Source organism: Sulfitobacter sp. G21635-S1, from assembly GCF_027213915.1.
Taxonomy (GTDB): Bacteria; Pseudomonadota; Alphaproteobacteria; order Rhodobacterales; family Rhodobacteraceae; genus Sulfitobacter.
Genome location: NZ_JAPWGV010000017.1, coordinates 16,331 through 35,255 on the forward strand (window position 1 = coordinate 16,331; position 18,925 = coordinate 35,255).

Sequence of the window (18,925 nt, forward strand, 5' to 3'; positions counted from 1 at the left end):
GAGTAAATCAGCGCAAGGGATCATTCAAGGTGCCGGGACTTAGAAAGATCAAGCATGCGCCGGTCCTTCTTTGTCGGGCGACCTTTTCCGTCAAAGGCCGGATTTTCAGGCAGTTTGTCCTCTGATCGGGGGGCTGGCGGGGACATGTCGGTGTAAAGCCCCTGCGCCTCGGGTGCCGGGCCGCGTCTTGTTCCCAGCGCCTCCACCCGGATCACGCGCACATGATCGCCGGTGGCAAAGGTCAGCACGTCGCCTGCGCCGACCATGCTGGCCCGTTTGGTCGTCACCACCCCGTTGATCCGCACCGCGCCGTCAGAGACCCGCGCCGCAGCCAGCGAGCGGGTCTTGAAGAACCGCGCCTGCCACAGCCATTTGTCCACGCGCAGTTTCGGCGCGGGTTCTGACATCTACTTGTTGTCCTTCAGCCCCATCAGGGCTGCGGCAAAGGGGTTGTCCGGGTCGATCTGCTTTTCCTTCCTGGGGGGACGCGCCGAGAAGTTCTGTGCCTTTGCCCCCTTGTCGCCGCGCGGCGCACCCTTGCGGGGTTTGCCCTTGCCCTTGGGCCGGTCGCCCCCGGCCCCGCCGCGGCGCTGGTTGGTGTTGGCACGCGGTGCGCGACCCCAGGTGAAGGTATAGAAGACTTCGGTTTCCGGTGCCGCGATGCCTGCATCGGCGGCGGTTCCCTGCGGTGTCTCGCCTTCGGAGACCTGGGGGATCTGCTCTTCCGCCTTCGGCGTCTCGGGCCCATCCGCCGCCACCGGGGCGATGCCCTCATCAGGCATGTCGGCCACGGGTTCCGGCACATCGGCCGGCGCCTCTGCTGCGGGCTCTGCTGTGATCCCGCCTGCGGGTTCTTCCGTCGCCACATCCATCACCGGCGTGTCGGGTGCTTCGGCAGGCGCCTCCGTGACCTTGGACGCGCCATCCTTCGGCGTTGTCATATCGACCGGTTTTACCTTTTCCCGCTCGCCCTTTTCGGCCTTGTAGCCCAGACCCTGCATCAGCTCTGCAAATTGCTCCAGCGTCATGCCGGTGATCGACAGCATGTCTGCCTTGGCCTCGAAGCCGCCGCGCGAATCCTCGCCGCGCAGCATGTCGGCCAGCCGTTCCAGCATGTCGATGCGGATCGCACGCGCCCCGGCGTTGCGATACCCCGACATCGTGTCGGCCCCCTGCGGCGCATCCGCCTCGACCGGGATCGTGACCAGGCCGGGCGGGGGCGATTCAGGAAATTCGTTCAATCCCTTCGCCAGGGACCACAGCACCAGCCGCAGCCGTGTCGGCGCGGGTTTCAGCAGCAGCGGCATGAAAATGGTGAACTGGCCAAAGCGGATGCCATGTTTGCGCAGCGCGCCACGGGCATCCTGATCCAGGGCCTTCACATCTTCGGCAACCTGGGCACGGGGGAGGATGCCGAAATTCTCGACCAGCTGAAAGGCAAAGCCCTTGGCAAGACCTGCCAGCGCCTCGTCCCGCGCCAGCGACAACAGCGGCTCGAACAGCGCTGCAATCTTGCGGTCGATGAAATGCTGCAACCGGCGCTGCACTTTCTGCACAACCTCGGGTCCGGCCACGTCATCGACAAAAACCTCGACCTGCGGCTTGAGCGCATCGCTGCCCGGCACCAATTTGCCCACGGCAGAAGACCCCCACATGAGGCCGCCCTGCTCGGTAAAGTCGATTTCCGTGTCAGGAGCGTTGTAGAACCGATCCGCCCGCAGGTGAAACTGCGGTGCCAGCGCCTGAAGGGCGGCAGACTTGATGGTCTTTTCCTCCGCCCCGCCGGCACCCTTGTCGGCGCGGAAACGGAACCCGTCCAGCTTGCCTACGTATTCACCTTCAACAGTAACTTCACCGGTCTCGTTTACATCGGCCACCATGGCTTCCTTCTGTCCTAGCCGGCGCAAAAGCACGGATGTGCGCCGATCTACAAATCTCTGGGTCAGACGTTCGTGCAAGGCGTCCGACAGTCGGTCTTCTACGACACGGGTTGCCCCGCGCCAATGACTTTCGTCTCCGGTCCACCCTTTGCGTTGCGCCACATAGGTCCATGTGCGGATAAACGCCAGTCGCTTTGACAACGCATCAATGTCGCCATCGGTTCGATCTATGCGTTTGATTTGTCGCGCGAGCCAGTCATCGGGGATGCGGCCCGACTGGTGCAGATCGCAGAAAATGCGTTCCAGAAGGTCGGCATGTTCGGCATGGCTGATGCCGCGGAAGTCGGGAATGCGGCAGACATCCCAGAGCAACTTCACTGATGGCCCGTCACTGGCGCGGGCGAACACTTCGGTCACCTGCCCCAGCGCCTTGAGCGCGCGCAGATCATCCGCTTCGCGCGCGCGGACCAGGCGTTCGTCCTCGGGCTTTGCCTCCAGCGTTTCGATCAGCCGGTCGATGGAGCCGAACTGCAGCGCGTGGTTGCGCCAGTTGATCTTGTTCTGCGGGGTGAACTGGTGATCCATGATCGCCCGCGCCACCGCATCATCCAGTGCCGGGGCATCGCCGGTGGTGCCGAATGTGCCGGATTTGAACCCACGCCCGGCACGGCCCGCGATCTGTGCCAGTTCATTGGGGGCCAGCTGGCGCATCCGGCGGCCATCGAACTTGGTCAGGCTGGAGAAGGCGACATGATCCACATCCAGGTTCAGCCCCATCCCGATGGCATCGGTCGCCACCAGGAAATCGACCTCGCCGTTCTGGTACATATCGACCTGCGCGTTGCGCGTGCGGGGGGAAAGCGCGCCCATCACCACTGCCGCACCGCCCTTCTGGCGGCGGATCAGTTCGGCAATCGCATATACATTCTCAACCGAAAACCCGACAATCGCGCTGCGGGGACGCATGCGACTTATCTTTTTCTGACCTGAATAGACCAATTCTGACATGCGCTCGCGGTGCATGAACTGCACCTTGGGCACCAGCGCCGCGATGGTGCCGCGCATGGTATCCGAGCCCATGAACAGCGTCTCGTGCAGCCCGCGCATGCGCAGCAGACGGTCGGTAAAGACATGGCCCCGCTCGGGATCGGCACAAAGCTGGATCTCGTCCACGGCGGCAAAATCGGCTCCCATGCCCTCCGGCATCGCCTCGACCGTGCAGACCCAATACTGGGTGCGGGGCGGTACGATGCGTTCCTCACCGGTGACCAGCGCCACCACCGAAGGGCCGCGCAGTGCCACGATACGGTCATAAACCTCGCGCGCCAGCAGGCGCAGCGGCAGGCCGATCACCCCGGTCCGGTGCGCCAGCATCCGCTCGATGGCATAGGTCGTCTTGCCGGTATTGGTCGGGCCCAGAACGGCCACGATCCGCGCATCACTCGCCACGAGATGTCTCCGATCAGAGTTCGCGCCCGATCCCGTCGCGCTGCAGCCGTGTCAAGGCCTCGCCCGCATGAGGATGGTGGGGATAAATGGCCAGCACGCGGCGATACAGCTCAGCCGCGCGGCGCAGGTCGCCGAACTCCTGAACCATGACGGCAAAACCGAAAATTGCCTCGAAATGCTGGGGGTTCAGGGCCAGGGTCCGTTCCAGATCGCCCAGGGCGGGGCCGTAACGTTCGGCCCTGAAAAACGCCTCTGCCCGCGCGTGATAGCCTTCGGCAAAATCCGGCGCATGATCGGTCAGCGCGGTGAAATGATCAATCGCCAGAAGGTAGTCTCCTTGCTCCATCGCGTCGCGGCCCCGCTTGAGCAACAGGTCCATTGCCGCAGATCCGGACCGCCCCCAGGTGGTTTCCACCTCGCGGGCAACCCGTGGTGCCTCGCCTTCGGGCGCGGTGCGCAGTTTCTCCAGCAGTTCGGGGGGCACGGTATCTGCCACAGTCATGCCACTAAGCAACACTAGTGTGCCAAGTGCCGTAAGGTGACGTTTGAGGTTGACGCTGAACATACGCATAACAAAAGTGAATGTAACAGGCTGCCGCCGCAAATCCAGACGTGTCGGAGCCAATTTGCCAAAAAGGGCCCGAAATGAGCGATATTGTGAACCAAGCCGTTGCGATCCTGAACGAAAAGCTGAGCGCGGCTGATTTTGACGGCACCGCGAAGTTCGACATCCAGGGTGAAGGCGCGATCATGATGGACAGCACCGGCGCGCGCGCAGGGGATGAAGAAGCGGATGTGACCCTCAGCGCGGATGCCGACACCTTCCAGTCGATTCTCGAAGGGGATACAAACCCCACCGCCGCCTTCATGTCCGGCAAGCTGGCCGTTGACGGCGACATGGGCATGGCAATGAAACTGGCCTCTGTCCTGGCCTGATGCAGCTGGAACCCGCCCCCCTTTTTACGGATGTGATGCCGGGACCTGACGGCGGTCAGGCCCATTGGGCCATGACCTCCGACGGGAAGCGGATCAGGGTGGGTTCCTGGCCATTGGACCATGCGCGGGGCACCGTGCTGCTGTTCCCCGGCCGGACCGAATATATTGAAAAATATGGCGTGACCGCCCGCGAATTCGCTGCGCGCGGCCTGGCCACGATGAGCGTCGACTGGCGCGGTCAGGGGCTGGCCGACCGGCTGATCGACGACCCGCTGGTGGGCCATGTCGAGGTCTTTTCCGACTATCAGAAGGACGTGGCGGCAATGATGCGCGCGGCGCGCGAACTTGGCCTGCCCCGGCCTTACTTCCTGCTGGCCCATTCGATGGGCGGCTGCATCGGGCTGCGCGCCGTGATGGAGGGGCTGGGGGTTCAGGCCGCCGCCTTTACCGGGCCGATGTGGGGCATCTACATCAAGCCGCAGCTGCGCTTTCTCGCCGGGATCCTTGCACGCAACATGCCGCGTTTCGGGCTGGGCCACGGCCTGCCCCCCGGCACGGTCAAGGAGCCCTATGTGCTGACCGCGCCTTTCGACGACAACATGCTGACCACCGACGCGCAGATGTACGACATGATGCGCGACCAGCTGCGCGCGCATCCCGAACTCTCCCTCGGCGGCCCCAGCTACATCTGGCTGCGCGAGGCCCTGGCCGAGACCGAGCATCTGGCGGGCCGCGCTGCCCCCAGCCTGCCCGCCGTCACCTGGCTGGGCACCAACGAACGTATCGTGAATACCCCCCATGTGCATGCAAGGATGGCAAGCTGGAAGGGCGGACGGCTGGAAATGGTCGAGGGCGCCGAACACGAGATCCTGATGGGCTCCGACAGCCAGCGCAGCGCCATCATGGACGGTATGGAAAAGCTGTTTCTGGGCACGGTGACTCGCTAAGGCGCAGGTGCCAGCTATATTGGCTGGCATGGCACGCACAAAGGTTCTGACATTCACCGAAAAAGGCATCTATTGCCCCGCTGGCGATTTCTACATCGACCCCTGGCGGCCGGTGGAGCGTGCGCTGATCACCCATGGCCACGCCGACCACGCCCGCAGCGGCATGGGGTCCTATCTGGCCAACCATGCCGCCCTGCCCGTCATGCGCCATCGTCTGGGTGACATCCGCGCCGAAGGCATCGCATTTGGCGAGACCCGCCGGATCGGCGGCGCGGATGTGTCCTTTCACCCCGCCGGGCATGTGCCGGGATCCGCACAGATCAGGGTCGCCCTGGGCGGCGAGGTCTGGGTGGTCTCGGGCGATTACAAGCTGGTCGATGACGGGTTCTCCGAACCCTTCGCACCGGTCAAATGCCACCATTTCATCACCGAAAGCACCTTTGGCCTGCCGGTGTTCCGCTGGATGCCCCAGCGCGATGTCGCCGGGCAGATCAACAGCTGGTGGGCATCCTGCGCCGCCGCGGGAAAGACTGCCTTTCTCGGGGCCTATGCCCTGGGCAAGGCGCAGCGCCTGCTGTCGATGCTGGACCCTGAGATCGGCCCGATCCTGACCCATGGCGCGGTGGAGGCGACCAATGCCGTGTTGCGCGATCAGGGGCTGCGCCTGCCCGCCACCATCCATGCCACCGATGCGGTCGATCCGAAACATCATCCGGGTGCGATCGTGGTGTCACCACCCTCGGCGCTTGGCAGCAAATGGGCGCGGCGGTTCGGCCCGCAGGAAAGCGCCTTTGCCTCCGGCTGGATGGCCCTGCGCGGTGTGCGCCGCAGGCGCGCGGGCGACCGTGGCTTTGTGATTTCGGACCATGCCGATTGGTCCGGGCTGCTGTCGGCCATCACGGAAACCGGCGCTGAAAATATATATGTAACGCATGGTTACACGGATGTCTTCACCCGTTACTTGAACGAAAACGGCTGGCAGGCTCAGGTCATCCCGACACAGTTCGAAGGCGAGACTCTCGATGCCGGAGAGGCGAGATGAAGCGGTTCGCGCAGCTCTTCAACACCATCGACCAAAGCACCAAAACAAATGTGAAGGTCGCGGCACTGGCCGATTACTTTGGCGATGCGACAGATGCGGACCGCCTGTGGACAATCGCCCTGTTCTCCGGCCGCAGACCCAAACGCGCGGTCACCACCACCCGCCTGCGCGAATGGGCGGCCGAGCTGGCAGGCATCCCCCTGTGGCTGTTCGAGGACAGCTATGCCGTTGTCGGCGATCTGGCCGAAACCATCGCGCTCGTGCTGCCGCCGAACCCCTCTGACGATGACCGCTCCCTGACCCATTGGATCACCGAATTGCGCGGCCTTGCCGATGCGTCGGAACCGGAGCGCAAGGCCTTTGTCCTTGCCGCATGGGCGGCGCTTGGCGGCACCGAGCGGTTCCTGTTCAACAAGCTGATCACCGGCGGTTTCCGCGTCGGCATCAGCCAGAAACTGATGACCCGCGCCCTGGCCCGGGCCACCGGCAAGCCCGAGACAGAGCTTGCGCATCGGCTGATGGGCAACTGGCACCCCGATGACACCACCTGGCACGCGCTGATCGAGGCGGCAGATGCCTCTGCCGATGCCTCGCGCCCCTATCCCTTTTATCTTGCCTATGCGCTGGAGGAGGGACCGGAGGGGCTGGGTGCTACCGGCGCCTGGCGCGCGGAATGGAAATGGGACGGGATCCGCGGCCAGTTGATCCTGCGCGACGGCGAATATTACGTCTGGTCGCGCGGCGAAGAGCTGATGACGGACCGCTTTCCCGAACTTGCCCGCGCCATCGACCATATGCCTTCCGGCACGGTGCTCGATGGTGAATTGCTGGTCTGGTTGCCCGCTGCCGCGGCACCCGCCTCCTTCAACGCCTTGCAGGCCCGGATCGGGCGCAAGACCGTGCCAAAGAAGCTGCTGGCCGAGGCGCCCGTTGTCCTGCACGCCTACGACCTGCTGGAGTGGCAGGGCACGGACATCCGCCACCGCCCCTTTGCCGACCGCCGCGCCCTGCTGGAAGCAGCCTGCGCCACCCTGCCCGCTGATGCCCCGATCCGCCTGTCGCCGCAGATCCCCTTCCACTCATGGGACGCGCTTGCCGCACAGCGCAACGCCGCGCGGGCGGCGCAGGCCGAGGGGCTGATGCTCAAACGGGCCGACAGCCCTTACCTGGCGGGGCGCAAGAAGGGCGATTGGTGGAAATGGAAGCTGGACCCGCTGACCATCGACGCGGTGATGATCTATGCGCAATCGGGGTCGGGGCGGCGCGCCAATCTGTTCACGGACTTCACCTTTGCGGTCTGGAACGGCAATGAACTCGTGCCCTTCACCAAGGCCTATTCCGGCCTGACCGACGCGGAATTCCGCCAGATCACCGCCTGGGTCCGCAAGAACACGCTGGAACGTTTCGGCCCGGTCCGCAAGGTGACCCCGCATCATGTCTTCGAGATCGCCTTTGAAGGCATCCAGCCCAGCCCCCGCCACAAGTCAGGCGTTGCCCTGCGCTTTCCCCGGATAAAGCGCTGGCGGCAGGACAAACCCCTGCAGGAAGCGAATACGCTCGACGATCTGAACGAAATGCTGCGGCAATATGGCTAAAGCGCCCCGCCTTAACCTTGAAGCGCCGATACCCTGCCGCGCTTCGCGCTCTCGGGACATCGACGATACCGGATGTATCAGGTTAAAGGCGGGACGCTGTAGGCTCTCTTTTTGGCCTCAAATATTCCTCGGTGGGGGTTCGGGGGAGGCAGACAGCCTCCCCCGCCTTGTCCCCGCGCCTCACCCGTCTTAGGTAATGGGCAAATCAACACAAGGTCACTCACATGTTCCAGCTTCCCTTCCCCGTCCATGACGCAAACGCCACCGGCGGCAACAAGAACCTGGGCGATCTGCCGGAATGGGACCTGAGCGACCTCTATACCGGCGAGGATGCGCCGGAACTGAAACGCGATCTCGACTGGCTGGAAGGGGCCTGCGCCAGCTTTGCCGGCGATTACGAGGGCAAGCTGGCGGATCTCGACGCCGCCGGGCTGCTGGACTGCGTGTTGCGCAATGAAAGGATCAACCAGATCGCCGGGCGCATCATGTCCTTTGCCGGGCTGCGCTACTACCAGCTGACCACCGATGCGGGCCGGGCCAAATTCATGTCCGACCTGCAGGAAAAGATCACCAATTTCACCACGCCGCTGGTGTTCTTCACGCTGGAACTGAACAAGCTGCCCGACGACCACCTGGACGGGCTGCTGGCGCAGAATGCCGATCTGGCGCGCTACAAACCCGTTTTCGACCGCATCCGCGCGATGAAACCCTATCAGCTGTCGGACGAGCTGGAGCGTTTCCTGCACGACCTCGGTGTTGTCGGCGACGCCTGGGAGCGGATCTTTGACGAGACCATCGCGGGCCTGGAATTCGAGGTGATGGGCGAGACATTGGGCATCGAGGGCACGCTGAACCTGCTGACCGACCCCGACCGCGACACCCGCGAGGCGGCGGCCCGCGCGCTGGCAGAAGTGTTTGCCGACCGGATCAAGACCTTTGCCCGGGTACACAACACCCAGGCCAAGGAAAAGGAAGTCATCGACCGCTGGCGCGGCATGGAGACGGCCCAGACCGGCCGCCACCTCAGCAACCATGTGGAGCCGGAAGTGGTGGAGGCGCTGCGCAATGCCGTGGTCGATGCCTATCCGCGCCTCAGCCACCGGTACTATGAGCTGAAACGCAAATGGCTGGGTCTGGACAAGATGCAGGTCTGGGACCGCAACGCGCCCCTGCCGATGGAAGACCCCCGCATCGTCAATTGGGCGCAGGCCGAAAAGATGGTGATGGAGGCCTATAATGCCTTCGATCCGCGCATGGGCGACCTGGCCGAACCGTTCTTCCGCAAGGGCTGGATCGACGCGGGTGTGAAACCCGGCAAGGCACCCGGGGCCTTTGCGCATCCCACGGTGACCGATGTGCACCCCTATGTGATGCTGAACTATCTTGGCAAACCGCGCGACGTGATGACCCTGGCGCATGAACTGGGCCATGGCGTGCATCAGGTGCTGGCGGCGGGACAAGGCGAGATGCTGTCCTCCACCCCGCTGACACTGGCCGAAACCGCAAGCGTCTTTGGCGAGATGCTGACCTTCCGCAAGATGCTGGACGGGGCGAAATCACAGGCCGAACGCAAGGTGCTGCTGGCGGGCAAGGTCGAGGACATGATCAACACGGTTGTGCGCCAGATCGCCTTTTACGATTTCGAATGCAAGCTGCACGCCGCCCGGCGCGGCGGGGAGCTGACGCCCGATGACATCAACTCGCTGTGGATGTCGGTGCAGGCGGAAAGCCTGGGACCGGCCTTTGAATTCATGGAAGGCTATGAAACCTTCTGGGCCTATATCCCGCATTTCGTGCATTCGCCCTTCTACGTCTATGCCTATGCCTTTGGCGACGGGTTGGTGAACGCGCTTTACGCCGTCTACGCCGAGGGTGAGGAAGGTTTCGAAGAGAAATACTTCGACATGCTCAAGGCAGGCGGGTCCAAACACCACAAGGAACTGCTGGCTCCCTTCGGGCTGGATGCCTCGGACCCGGCGTTCTGGGACAAGGGCCTGTCGATGATCGAAGGGTTCATCGACGAACTGGAAGCCATGGAAGACTGATCGGGAAAAGGCGCAGAATATGCCCGGCGGGCTGCGACAGTTTTACAGGAAACAGGTCAGACGGCGCATCCTGCGGGTGCTGATCTGGGTGCGTCTGCATGTGCCGCCCGGATTGCGCCTGGTCCTTGGCATCCTGCTGATGATCGGCGGCGTGTTCAGCATCCTGCCGTTTCTGGGCCTGTGGATGCTGCCCGCCGGCTTTTACATCGCGGCGCTTGATGTCGTGCCGCTGTGGCGACGGCTGCGGGGGCGCCGCGGGTCGGTCACTTCAACTGCGAATCCTTCGAGCCGCGCCGGTTTATCCCGCCCCGCACCGCCGTGCGTGCCGCCCGTTCCTGGGCGCAATCCACACAAAGTTTGACACCCGGCAGCGCCTCGCGGCGCCGCTGGGGAATTTCTTCCTCACATTCCGCGCAATGCGTCAGGCTCTCGCCCTGCGGCACCTTCCGCGCCCTGAGCCGTGCCAGTTCGTCGTTGATCGAGGCTTCGATCTGCTCCGATACCGCGCCGTCGCGCGCCCATCCTCCGGCCATGTCCATTCCTCCGATGTCAGGCACAGAATAGCACCCCGTCGCGCCACGTCACCCCTATGCGTCGGGCCGAAGGATGTTAACCTGTCAGGAACAACAGCCGGAGGCCCCCATGCGTATCGTCAAAAGACTTCTTGTCGTCATCCTGGTGCTGGTGGCGGTGGGCCTGATCGGCTTTTTCGCCTTCGCCCCCGCCTATGTCGAGAAATCCCGCAATGCCGTTGTGCCGCATGACCCCTACCCCGTATCGGATGCCGCTCGCGCCCTGCACGACAGGCTGGTCATCGGCGACCTGCACGCGGACCCCCTGCTGTGGAACCGCGACCTGAGCCGGCGCAGCGATTACGGCCAGGTCGACATTCCCCGCCTGCTGGAAGGCAATGTGGCGGTGCAGGTCTTTACCGCCGTGACCAAATCCCCCGCCGGTCAGAATTACGAGGAGAATTCGGCGGAAGCCTTTGACAATGTGACCGCGCTGGCCATCGGTCAGCTCTGGCCGCCGCGCACCTGGAACAGCCTGCTGGAACGCGCGCTGTATCAGGCGGAAAAGCTGGAAGCGGTCGAAGTCGCGATGCCCGACCAGTTCCGCATCATCCGCACGCGCGCCGATCTGGACAATCTGCTGGCGGACCGTGCCGCAGGCCGACAGGTCGTTGGCGGCATTCTGGGGATCGAAGGGGCGCATCCGCTGGAGGGTGACATTGCCAACCTCGACAAGCTCGAAGCGGCGGGCCACCGGGTCATCGCGCTGCAACATTTCTTTGACAACGCCCTGGGCGGGTCCTTGCATGGCAAGGGCAATCAGGGGCTGACTGACTTTGGCCGCGCGGTTGTCGAACAGGTGGCGCAGCGCGGCCTCGTGCTGGACCTCGCCCATTCCAGCCCGGCGGTTGCCCGCGACGTGCTTGAAATCACCGACATCCCCCTGATCGTCAGCCACAGCGGCGTGACCGCCCATTGCGAAACGCCGCGCAACTTTCCCGATGATCTGATGCGCGAGATTGCCGCCACCGGTGGGGTGATCGGCATGGGCTATTGGGATGAGGTCACCTGCGGCGATTTCACCCCCGCCGGGGTCGCCAGGATGACGCTAACTGCCATCGACCTGCTGGGCGAGGATCATGTCGCCCTTGGGTCGGACTTTGACGGCTCGGTCACCACCGCCTTTGACACATCGGAACTGGCAGCGCTGACCCAGGCCTTTCTGGATGAAGGGCTCAGCGAGGATCAGATTGCCAAGGTCATGGGCGGCAACATGATCCGCGTGCTGCGCGCCCGGTTGAAGTGATCAGGCCTTGCCCGCCGCATAGATCATGTCGATCATCCGCTGCGTGCCCTGGCTGAACTCCAGCGAACAGGGGTACTCTGCCCCCTCCAGCACGCTGCGGCCAAAGGCCTCGACCTGCAGGACGTAGTGATTGACCGCCGGAAAGCGTTCCACGGTGATGCTGCTGGCCGAGGTTTCCAGGTGCAGTTCCGCCTGATTGAAAACGCCCGCGTTGAAGGGGCAGGACAGCCGCAGGATGCCCTTGTCACCATGCAAGACGATCTCTTGCCGCGGGGCCATGCGGGTGGAGACGATGGCGCCATAGGTGAAATCGCCAAAATCACCCGCGATCCGCGCGGTGGTATCGACGCCATGCTGGAATTCGATCCCCGCATAGGAAATTTCCCTGGGCTCCGCCCCGGTGATGAAACGCGCCGCACCGCAGGCATAGACACCGATATCGGGCAAGGCGCCACCGCCCGCATCAGGCTGGTTGCGGATGTTGCCCAGATCGTCGTTGTAATAGGAAAATGTCACGTTGACATGGCGCAAGTTCCCCAGCGCGCCCTCCTTCAGAAGGTCCCGTGCCCGCCGCATCTGCGGGTGATGTGTAATCATGAAGGCTTCGGCGCAGAACAGCCCGGTCCGGTCCCGTGCGGCAATGACAGGCTCGAAATCCGCCGCTTTCAACCCCAGCGGCTTTTCACACAACACATGTTTGCCCGCCTCCAGCGCCTTGATCGTCCATGCCACATGCAGGTGGTTCGGCAGCGGGATATAGACGGCGTCCACCTGCGCATCCGCCAGCAAGGCCTCATAGCTGTCATGCACCCGCAACCCGGGCGCAAAATCGCGAAACCCCTCCGCCTTTGCAGCCGAAGAGGTGGCGAGTGCCGAAAACTCCGCGCCCCTGGCGGCGTGAATGGCGGGGGCCATGTGCTGCCTTGCAAAATTCGACGCCCCCAGGACGCCCCAACGCAAATGGGTCATGTCTTCTCCGATCCTTGTTTCGGGGGAGCCTACCGCATTGGCCTGCCACCACAAGTTCAGACAAGAAAAAACCCCCGCAGCGGGTGCTGCGGGGGTCTGTTACTGGTCAGGCAGCGCTCAGTCGTCGGCCATCATGCCCTTTTCGCGGGCCAGGTCACGCATCCGCTTTTGCAGCTTTTCAAAGGCGCGCACCTCGATCTGGCGAATCCGCTCCCGGCTGACATCATATTGCGCCGAAAGATCCTCAAGCGTCACCGTCTCATCGCTCAACCGGCGCTGGGTCAGGATGTCCTTTTCGCGGTCGTTCAGCACTTCCAGCGCCTCGCCCAGCATTTCGCGCCGGGTTTCCAGCTCGTCCCGCTCGGCATAATCGCCTGCCTGGTCGGCGTCTTCGTCCTCCAGCCAGTCCTGCCACTGCATGGTGCCTTCGCCTTCGGAGCCGACAGTGGCATTCAGCGAGGCGTCACCGCCCGACATCCGCCGGTTCATCGAAATCACCTCGGCCTCGGTCACGCCCAGCTGGGTCGCGATGGTCTTGACGTTCTCGGGGCGCAGGTCGCCCTCCTCCAGCGCGCCAATCTTGTTCTTGGCCTTGCGCAGGTTGAAAAACAGCTTTTTCTGACCCGAGGTCGTGCCCAGCTTTACCAGCGACCAGGACCGCAGGATATATTCCTGAATCGACGCGCGGATCCACCACATCGCATAGGTGGCAAGGCGGAAGCCCTTTTCAGGGTCAAAGCGTTTCACCGCCTGCATCAGGCCCACATTCGCCTCGGAAATCACCTCAGCCTGCGGCAGGCCATAGCCGCGATAGCCCATGGCGATCTTTGCGGCCAGACGCAGGTGGCTGGTGACCATCTTATGCGCGGCTTCGGTGTCCTGTTCCTCCACCCACCGCTTGGCGAGCATGTATTCCTCTTCAGGTTCCAAAAGGGGGAACTTGCGGATTTCCTGCATATAGCGGTTCAGCCCGCCTTCAGGTGTCGGTGCCGGCAGATTTGCATAATTTGCCATCAATTGTCCCTTTCCCAGTCTCGGGGGGCCTGTTCTACAGTTATGTTTAAGGCCTTAACATCCATATGGTCAGCGCTAACAGGTGTTTCAAGTCGGCCCGCGCCGGTTTTTTCCAAACCAGCGCCGGTTTTCTTTAGATTGCCACAAGAAAGGTAAAGAAAAAGGAATCTTTCAACCCGGTCACGCGCTTGTGCGCGTCATCCCGCCGGGCGCAGCAGGTCCAGCAGATCGGCCATATCCGCAGGCAGCGGCGCTTCAAAGCGGACCGCCTCGCCCGTGACCGGATGGTCAAACCCCAGCACGGCGGCATGCAACGCCTGCCGGGCAAAACCGCGCACCGCTTCCGCGGTGCTTTCGGGCAGCGCCGCCTTGGGCAGCTTGCGCTTGCCGCCATAGGTCGGATCGCCCACCAGCGCGTGACCGGCATGGGTCATATGCACCCTGATCTGATGCGTCCGCCCGGTCTCAAGCCAGCATTCCATCAGCGCCAGCACCGGCGGGGTGCCAAAGCGTTCTACCGTGCGGGCACGGGTCACCGCATGGCGCCCGCCCTGGAACAGCACCGCCTGCCGCTGCCGGTCGGTGCGGTGGCGGGCAAGCTGGGTGGTCAGTTTCAGGATGTTCCCCGGCTCGAAGGATGCGCCCCTGACCCCGCGCAGACGCGGATCGCTGGCCTCCGGCACACCGTAGACCAGCGCCTGATAATACCGCTCTACCGTATGTTTTTCGAATTGCGCGGCCAGCCCGTGATGGGCGGCATCCGATTTGGCCACCACCAGCAAGCCGCTGGTGTCCTTGTCGATCCGGTGAACGATGCCGGGCCGTTTCATGCCCCCCACACCGGACAGATTGTCACCGCAATGGGCCATCAGCGCATTCACCAGGGTGCCTGACGGGGTGCCCGGTGCGGGATGCACCACCATGCCTGCGGGCTTGTTCACCACCACCAGATCGGCATCCTCAAAGAGGATCTCCAGCGGGATCGCCTCTGGCCGGATGTGGCTTTCCTCCGCCTCTTCCACCCCGATCTCCACCTGTGCGCCGGCCTGCACCTGGGCGCGCGGGTCGCGCAGCACCTGGCCATCCACCCGCACCGCCCCCTGTTCGATCAGCCGCGACAGCCGGGTACGCGACAGCGCCGCTTGCTCTGGCACATCGCGGGCCAGCGCCTTATCAAGGCGCGGTGGCGGGCTGTCCGCCAGGATAAAGGTGATGGTCCGGTGCGACATGAGTGATTCCGATGACGATATGACAGAACCGGCCAACCTGCGGTTCCTGCGGCGGCTGGTGACGGTGCTGACCGTGGTGATGATCTGCGGCGTTCTAGTGGTGATCGGCCTGCTTGTCACCCGCCTTGGCAACAGGGCCCCCGACCTGCCCGATCAGATCAGCCTGCCGGGCGGTGCCGCCGCCCGCGCCTTCACCCAAGGCGACCATTGGTACGCGGTGGTGACCGATCAGGATCAGATCCTGATCTTCGACCGGCTGACCGGCAAGATCACCCAGACGGTGGACATCATATCCCCCTGATTTCTTTATGCCTGAAAGACCTCCGGGGTTTGGGGCAAAGCCCCAAGCCTCTCAACCCGGTGTCCCGTTCAGGTCACAACAGACCAAAGGGTCTAACGGATCACGTCTGGCGGCGGGGGGGGGGTGGTACCACCTCCTGGTCTCGAACCAGGGACCTCTTGATCCACAATCAAGCGCTCTAACCAACTGAGCTAAGGCGGCACTGGCGCCGATTTAGCCAAGCAGGTCGGGGAATGCAAGACCCTTGGTCCCAGATTGCCGGTCCATTCCTACAGGGTGATCGACCAATCCTGCTCCACATTCTCTTTCCCGAAGGACACAACCGGTCTGCTGCTGTTCAGCGTCCAACCGTTCCTGGCATAAAGCGCGCCCGCCGCGCGGTGCGATTCATGGGTCCAGAGCTGCATGTGCCGATAGCCCGCGTCCCGGGCAAACCCCATGCAGGTTTCAAGCATCCGGCGCCCCAACCCCTTGCCACGTGCATCCGGCGTCAGCAGAAACAGCCGCAACTTCGCGGTATCTTCCTCCAGCCGCACGCAAAAAATCGAGCCGAGCCGTTGCCCCGCACGCCATGCAATCCAGCCGCGCTCGCGGGTTGGATCATGTTCGGCCAGAAAATCATCGAGGATCTGCGCAACCAGCACGCCAAAGCTCGCGTCGAAACCTTCGTCCCGCGCGTAATGGACCTCGTGCTGTTCCACCAGCCAATCCCGGTCTTCGGGGGTGAATCTGCGAATCTCGATCTCTGTCATGCGCGCAGGATGGCGCGACTGCCGCTTGCCAAGCAAGCCCTGTCAGGATAGCCCTGCATCCCATCATCGGCGGAGAAGACCATGGGAATCAATACGGAACGCGATATCGAGGCTAACCTGCAGATCGGGCCAACCGATGCGGGCATGGTACGGCTGTTCGTCGAAGGTGGCGGTGTGGAATTGCCAATGGATTTCACCCCCGAGGAAGCCGTCGAGATTGCCGAGGAAATCATGGCCGCAGCCCATCGCGCGCGCGGCAGCAAGGGCAAGAAGCGTTAACCTCTACCCCCCGGTCTCTACCCCCAATCCGGCAGCATATCCGGGTCGCGCAGCATCTGCAGCCTGCGCGCCGCGCAAAAGGCGAATTTCTGCACCATGACCTTGCGCCGTGCGGGCGCCAGCCGGGTTTCCGGCCCCATGCGGACAATTTCCGCGCCATAGGCGTCACCAATGATCAGCCCGGTCTCGTCCGGCAGCAGTTCGGTGGGGAAATCCGCATCGACGGCCCAGAAGAACCTGTCGGCCCACTCCAGATAGCCCTCCCATTTCTGGTCGGTCATGAAATCGGCGCGGGAGGATTTGCATTCCACCACCCAGACCTCGCCCTTGGGCCCCAGCGCCATCACGTCCACCCGCAACCCCCGGGCAGGCACCAGCTCCTCCACACAGGCAAAACCATGGCTCGCCATGTGCCTGCACACCCCACGCGCCAAAAGCTGGCCGGGTTGCGGGGCGGGCGGTGGCGGGGTGAGGTCGATCTGGGTCATGGCGAAAATAATGAACATTTCATGAACATTTGCAAGCCCCCGGCCCCGGCAATGGCAAAACCACCTGACACACCCTATCTTGTGCGCTGGTGGACGCAGGTGGGAGCAGCAGCACATGGACGATCAGGAACCGATGGATCAGGCACGGGCGCGCGGCGTGCGTTACGCGCGCGAGCTGGAGGGGCATCTGACCTGGCTCGACACGTTTTCCGGCACCGCCCTTGGCGTGCTGGCGGTGGCCTCGGGGATCTATACCTACCTCGGTGTATCCTCCTTGCTGGATGACAACGGGGCGATGGCCGCCTTTGCCGCGATTGCCTATTCAGTGGCTGTGTCGGTCGGGATTTTTGTCTTTTGGTCCTATATGTTACGGCTCTTTCCTGCGGTGCGCACCGCCCGCGCCCGCGTTGGCCTGCTGGGGGCGATGGGGTTGGGATCGCTTGCCATCATCGCCATGTCGAGCTGGCTGAACGCCGCCGCCCTCGCCGGGTCTGCGGCGGTGGAACAGCATCTGGCCAAGACCGTGCAGGACTATCAGGGGTCGCTGGAACGCGCCCATGAAATTGCCCTGTCGGCACAGGGGCTTGAGCGGGACGTAGCCCGCGTGCGCCAGTCCTTCGAGGATCTCAGCGAGCAGGAGGCCACCGGCAATCTCTCGGGTCTTGCAGGGCGCGGGGCGGTGTTCCGGGTGCTGCGGCAGAAATCCGCCGAACTCTCGGGGCTTGAATCGCAGATCGCAACGCAGACCCCGCTGGTGGCCACCGCTTTTGCCGAGGGCAACCAGATCCTCAGCCGGATGCGCGCGCTGACGGTCGAACCCGGCCCGGTCGAGGCGCGTTCCGTTGAATTTTCCGAACAGGCGGTGCGGCTGGCCGGTCTGATCACCCAGCTGCGCCAACTCTCCGTGGCCTCGCTTGTGGAGCGCGCGGCACAGGATCTTTCCGCCTCGGTCGTCCTGCCCGAACTCGACGGCAGCACGGCCGAGAACCGGGGCGCACAGGGGGCGACAATCACCTCCGTACTCGAAGTGCTGGCGCAGCGCGCCACCACGCTGGAACGCGCGGCACAGGCCGTTCTGGCGATGCCGCCGCCCAGTGAAACCACCTATACGCCCATCTCCAGCGCCGATGCGGTGATCCTCTATGCCCGCAACTTCGTGCCCTCCTGGGCCGGGGCCATCGCGATTGATCTCTTGCCTGCGGTGCTGGTCTTCATCCTTGCGATCACCCAGACCGCCATCCGCTCGGGCCGCGAGGGGGCAGCGATCGAGGATACGCTGACACTGGCCGAGATCCGCGCCGCCCTTGCCGCGATGCGCGATATGGAGACGGCAGGCGCCCCGGCAGCGCCATCCCGCGACCCGTCACGGGAGATCGCCGAACCGCAGGAACCCGTGCGGGTGACGCCGCTGAAATCCACATGAGCACCATCCGCCGCAACCCCGTCGCCCGGATCCTGACGGGGGTGCTGATATTCCAGCTGGGTCTGGGCCTGCTGCTGTTCTGGGGCGATCTGCGCGACGGGCTGAGCCTGCCCGGCTTTGGCCCGCGTGCGCCATCGCTGACCGAACCGATCCGGCCCGGCGACCAGACCCGCCGCTACCGCCCCGACCGCGCCCCGGCACCGGGCCGCCCGATGCCCGACACGCCCCTGCCCGACCGGCTGGTCCTGACCGCGATAGAGGCGGGCAAGACGATCCTGCTGGAAGGGACAATCAGCGAAGGCGACGGCGCGCGCATTGCCCAGCAGATCGAGGAGCTGGCGCAGCCCCCCGAAGGGGTGATCCTGAACTCCCCCGGCGGATCGGTACGCGATGCGCTGGAACTGGGGCGCAAACTGCGCGCTGCCGGCCTGAATACCGCGATGCGCGACGGCGACATCTGCTATTCCGCCTGCCCCTATGTGCTGGCTGCCGGGGTCAGCCGGGATATTCCCGAAGGCGGCTCCGTCGGCGTGCATCAGCATTACTTTGGCGAAAGCACGATCCTGCCCGCCTTTGTCGCCGTGGAAAACATCCAGCGCGGCCAGGGCGAGGTCATGGGCTATCTGCAAGAGATGGGCATCAACCCGTTGGTCATGCAGCACGCGCTGGTGACACCCCCGGACGAAATCTATGTCCTGCTGCCCGAAGAACTGCGCGCCTATGGTTTCGTGCAGGAAATCGGCGGGGATTGAGAGACG

19 protein-coding genes and 1 tRNA gene are annotated in these 18,925 nt (G+C 63.8%); 10 read left to right on the plus strand and 10 right to left on the minus strand.

Translation table 11 applies throughout. The features are described from left to right. Positions 1 to 20: 20 nt before the first annotated feature. From O4H53_RS16225 to O4H53_RS16235, 3 genes are read right to left on the minus strand one after another with little or no spacing between them, the layout of a single operon-like run. On the minus strand, positions 21 to 407 hold the full coding sequence (locus tag O4H53_RS16225; RefSeq protein ID WP_269365415.1) for an RNA-binding S4 domain-containing protein: 387 nt from the start codon (positions 405 to 407) through the stop codon (positions 21 to 23). Then, the gene (locus O4H53_RS16230; RefSeq protein ID WP_269365418.1) at positions 408 to 3,329 is read right to left on the minus strand and encodes a helicase-related protein; all 2,922 of its coding nucleotides are present in this window, start codon (positions 3,327 to 3,329) and stop codon (positions 408 to 410) included. It abuts the gene before it with no gap. Between the two features lie 13 nt (positions 3,330 to 3,342). Continuing rightward, positions 3,343 to 3,831, minus strand: a complete 489-nt coding sequence (locus tag O4H53_RS16235; protein WP_269365420.1) for a tetratricopeptide repeat protein — start codon at positions 3,829 to 3,831, stop codon at positions 3,343 to 3,345. Positions 3,832 to 3,974: 143 nt separating this feature from the next. Here O4H53_RS16235 and O4H53_RS16240 point away from each other — a divergent pair, with 143 nt between their 5' ends. The 5 genes from O4H53_RS16240 (at position 3,975) to O4H53_RS16260 (ending at position 9,894) form a co-directional block, all read left to right on the plus strand. Further along, a complete protein-coding gene (locus tag O4H53_RS16240) occupies positions 3,975 to 4,265 on the plus strand; it encodes an SCP2 sterol-binding domain-containing protein (protein ID WP_269365422.1) in 291 nt (96 codons plus the stop codon). Next, positions 4,265 to 5,212 (plus strand): alpha/beta fold hydrolase, encoded by a 948-nt coding sequence (locus O4H53_RS16245; protein WP_269365423.1) that lies wholly within the window; start codon positions 4,265 to 4,267, stop codon positions 5,210 to 5,212. The genes O4H53_RS16240 and O4H53_RS16245 overlap by 1 nt, the downstream gene beginning before the upstream one ends. Positions 5,213 to 5,240: 28 nt before the next feature. Continuing rightward, positions 5,241 to 6,254, plus strand: coding sequence for a ligase-associated DNA damage response exonuclease (locus O4H53_RS16250; protein WP_269365424.1), 1,014 nt, complete (start codon positions 5,241 to 5,243; stop codon positions 6,252 to 6,254). After that, a complete protein-coding gene (locus tag O4H53_RS16255) occupies positions 6,251 to 7,849 on the plus strand; it encodes an ATP-dependent DNA ligase (RefSeq protein WP_269365425.1) in 1,599 nt (532 codons plus the stop codon). The genes O4H53_RS16250 and O4H53_RS16255 overlap by 4 nt, the downstream gene beginning before the upstream one ends. A gap of 224 nt (positions 7,850 to 8,073) precedes the next feature. After that, a complete protein-coding gene (locus O4H53_RS16260) occupies positions 8,074 to 9,894 on the plus strand; it encodes a M3 family oligoendopeptidase (protein ID WP_269365427.1) in 1,821 nt (606 codons plus the stop codon). A 263-nt stretch (positions 9,895 to 10,157) separates the two neighbouring features. On the opposite strand, the gene O4H53_RS16265 is transcribed toward O4H53_RS16260, so the two are convergent. Further along, complete coding sequence (locus O4H53_RS16265; RefSeq protein ID WP_269365429.1) at positions 10,158 to 10,427, minus strand: DksA/TraR family C4-type zinc finger protein; 270 nt, start codon at positions 10,425 to 10,427, stop codon at positions 10,158 to 10,160. A 109-nt stretch (positions 10,428 to 10,536) separates the two neighbouring features. On the opposite strand from O4H53_RS16265, the gene O4H53_RS16270 reads away from it, so the two are divergent. Beyond that, the gene (locus tag O4H53_RS16270) at positions 10,537 to 11,712 is read left to right on the plus strand and encodes a dipeptidase (RefSeq protein WP_269365431.1); all 1,176 of its coding nucleotides are present in this window, start codon (positions 10,537 to 10,539) and stop codon (positions 11,710 to 11,712) included. On the opposite strand, the gene O4H53_RS16275 is transcribed toward O4H53_RS16270, so the two are convergent. The 3 genes from O4H53_RS16275 to O4H53_RS16285 all read right to left on the minus strand — a co-directional run bounded on the left by O4H53_RS16275 (position 11,713) and on the right by O4H53_RS16285 (position 14,924). After that, positions 11,713 to 12,681 carry a Gfo/Idh/MocA family protein gene (locus O4H53_RS16275; RefSeq protein WP_269365433.1) on the minus strand — a complete coding sequence of 323 codons (969 nt, stop codon included), beginning with the start codon at positions 12,679 to 12,681 and terminating at the stop codon, positions 11,713 to 11,715. A 117-nt stretch (positions 12,682 to 12,798) separates the two neighbouring features. After that, a complete protein-coding gene (gene rpoH, locus O4H53_RS16280) occupies positions 12,799 to 13,695 on the minus strand; it encodes an RNA polymerase sigma factor RpoH (protein WP_269365434.1) in 897 nt (298 codons plus the stop codon). Between the two features lie 197 nt (positions 13,696 to 13,892). Next, positions 13,893 to 14,924 carry an RluA family pseudouridine synthase gene (locus O4H53_RS16285; protein ID WP_269365436.1) on the minus strand — a complete coding sequence of 344 codons (1,032 nt, stop codon included), beginning with the start codon at positions 14,922 to 14,924 and terminating at the stop codon, positions 13,893 to 13,895. Between O4H53_RS16285 and O4H53_RS16290 the strand changes: the two genes are divergently transcribed. Then, the gene (locus O4H53_RS16290) at positions 14,923 to 15,225 is read left to right on the plus strand and encodes a DUF6476 family protein (RefSeq protein ID WP_269365438.1); all 303 of its coding nucleotides are present in this window, start codon (positions 14,923 to 14,925) and stop codon (positions 15,223 to 15,225) included. The genes O4H53_RS16285 and O4H53_RS16290 overlap by 2 nt on opposite strands. Positions 15,226 to 15,349: 124 nt before the next feature. Here the strand turns inward: O4H53_RS16290 and O4H53_RS16295 are convergent. Continuing rightward, positions 15,350 to 15,426 (minus strand) — tRNA-His (locus tag O4H53_RS16295). 68 nt (positions 15,427 to 15,494) lie between these two features. Next, positions 15,495 to 15,977 (minus strand): GNAT family N-acetyltransferase, encoded by a 483-nt coding sequence (locus tag O4H53_RS16300; RefSeq protein ID WP_269365440.1) that lies wholly within the window; start codon positions 15,975 to 15,977, stop codon positions 15,495 to 15,497. Positions 15,978 to 16,058: 81 nt separating this feature from the next. Between O4H53_RS16300 and O4H53_RS16305 the strand changes: the two genes are divergently transcribed. Then, positions 16,059 to 16,256, plus strand: a complete 198-nt coding sequence (locus tag O4H53_RS16305; RefSeq protein WP_269365442.1) for a DUF6324 family protein — start codon at positions 16,059 to 16,061, stop codon at positions 16,254 to 16,256. 17 nt (positions 16,257 to 16,273) lie between these two features. Here O4H53_RS16305 and O4H53_RS16310 read toward each other — a convergent pair whose 3' ends face one another. Then, positions 16,274 to 16,744 carry an MmcB family DNA repair protein gene (locus O4H53_RS16310; protein ID WP_269365444.1) on the minus strand — a complete coding sequence of 157 codons (471 nt, stop codon included), beginning with the start codon at positions 16,742 to 16,744 and terminating at the stop codon, positions 16,274 to 16,276. Between the two features lie 115 nt (positions 16,745 to 16,859). Here O4H53_RS16310 and O4H53_RS16315 point away from each other — a divergent pair, with 115 nt between their 5' ends. Both O4H53_RS16315 and O4H53_RS16320 read left to right on the plus strand, forming a co-directional pair. Continuing rightward, a complete protein-coding gene (locus O4H53_RS16315) occupies positions 16,860 to 18,167 on the plus strand; it encodes a hypothetical protein (protein WP_269365445.1) in 1,308 nt (435 codons plus the stop codon). After that, complete coding sequence (locus tag O4H53_RS16320) at positions 18,164 to 18,919, plus strand: hypothetical protein (protein WP_269365447.1); 756 nt, start codon at positions 18,164 to 18,166, stop codon at positions 18,917 to 18,919. Before O4H53_RS16315 ends, O4H53_RS16320 begins: the two co-directional genes overlap by 4 nt. Positions 18,920 to 18,925 lie beyond the last annotated feature (6 nt).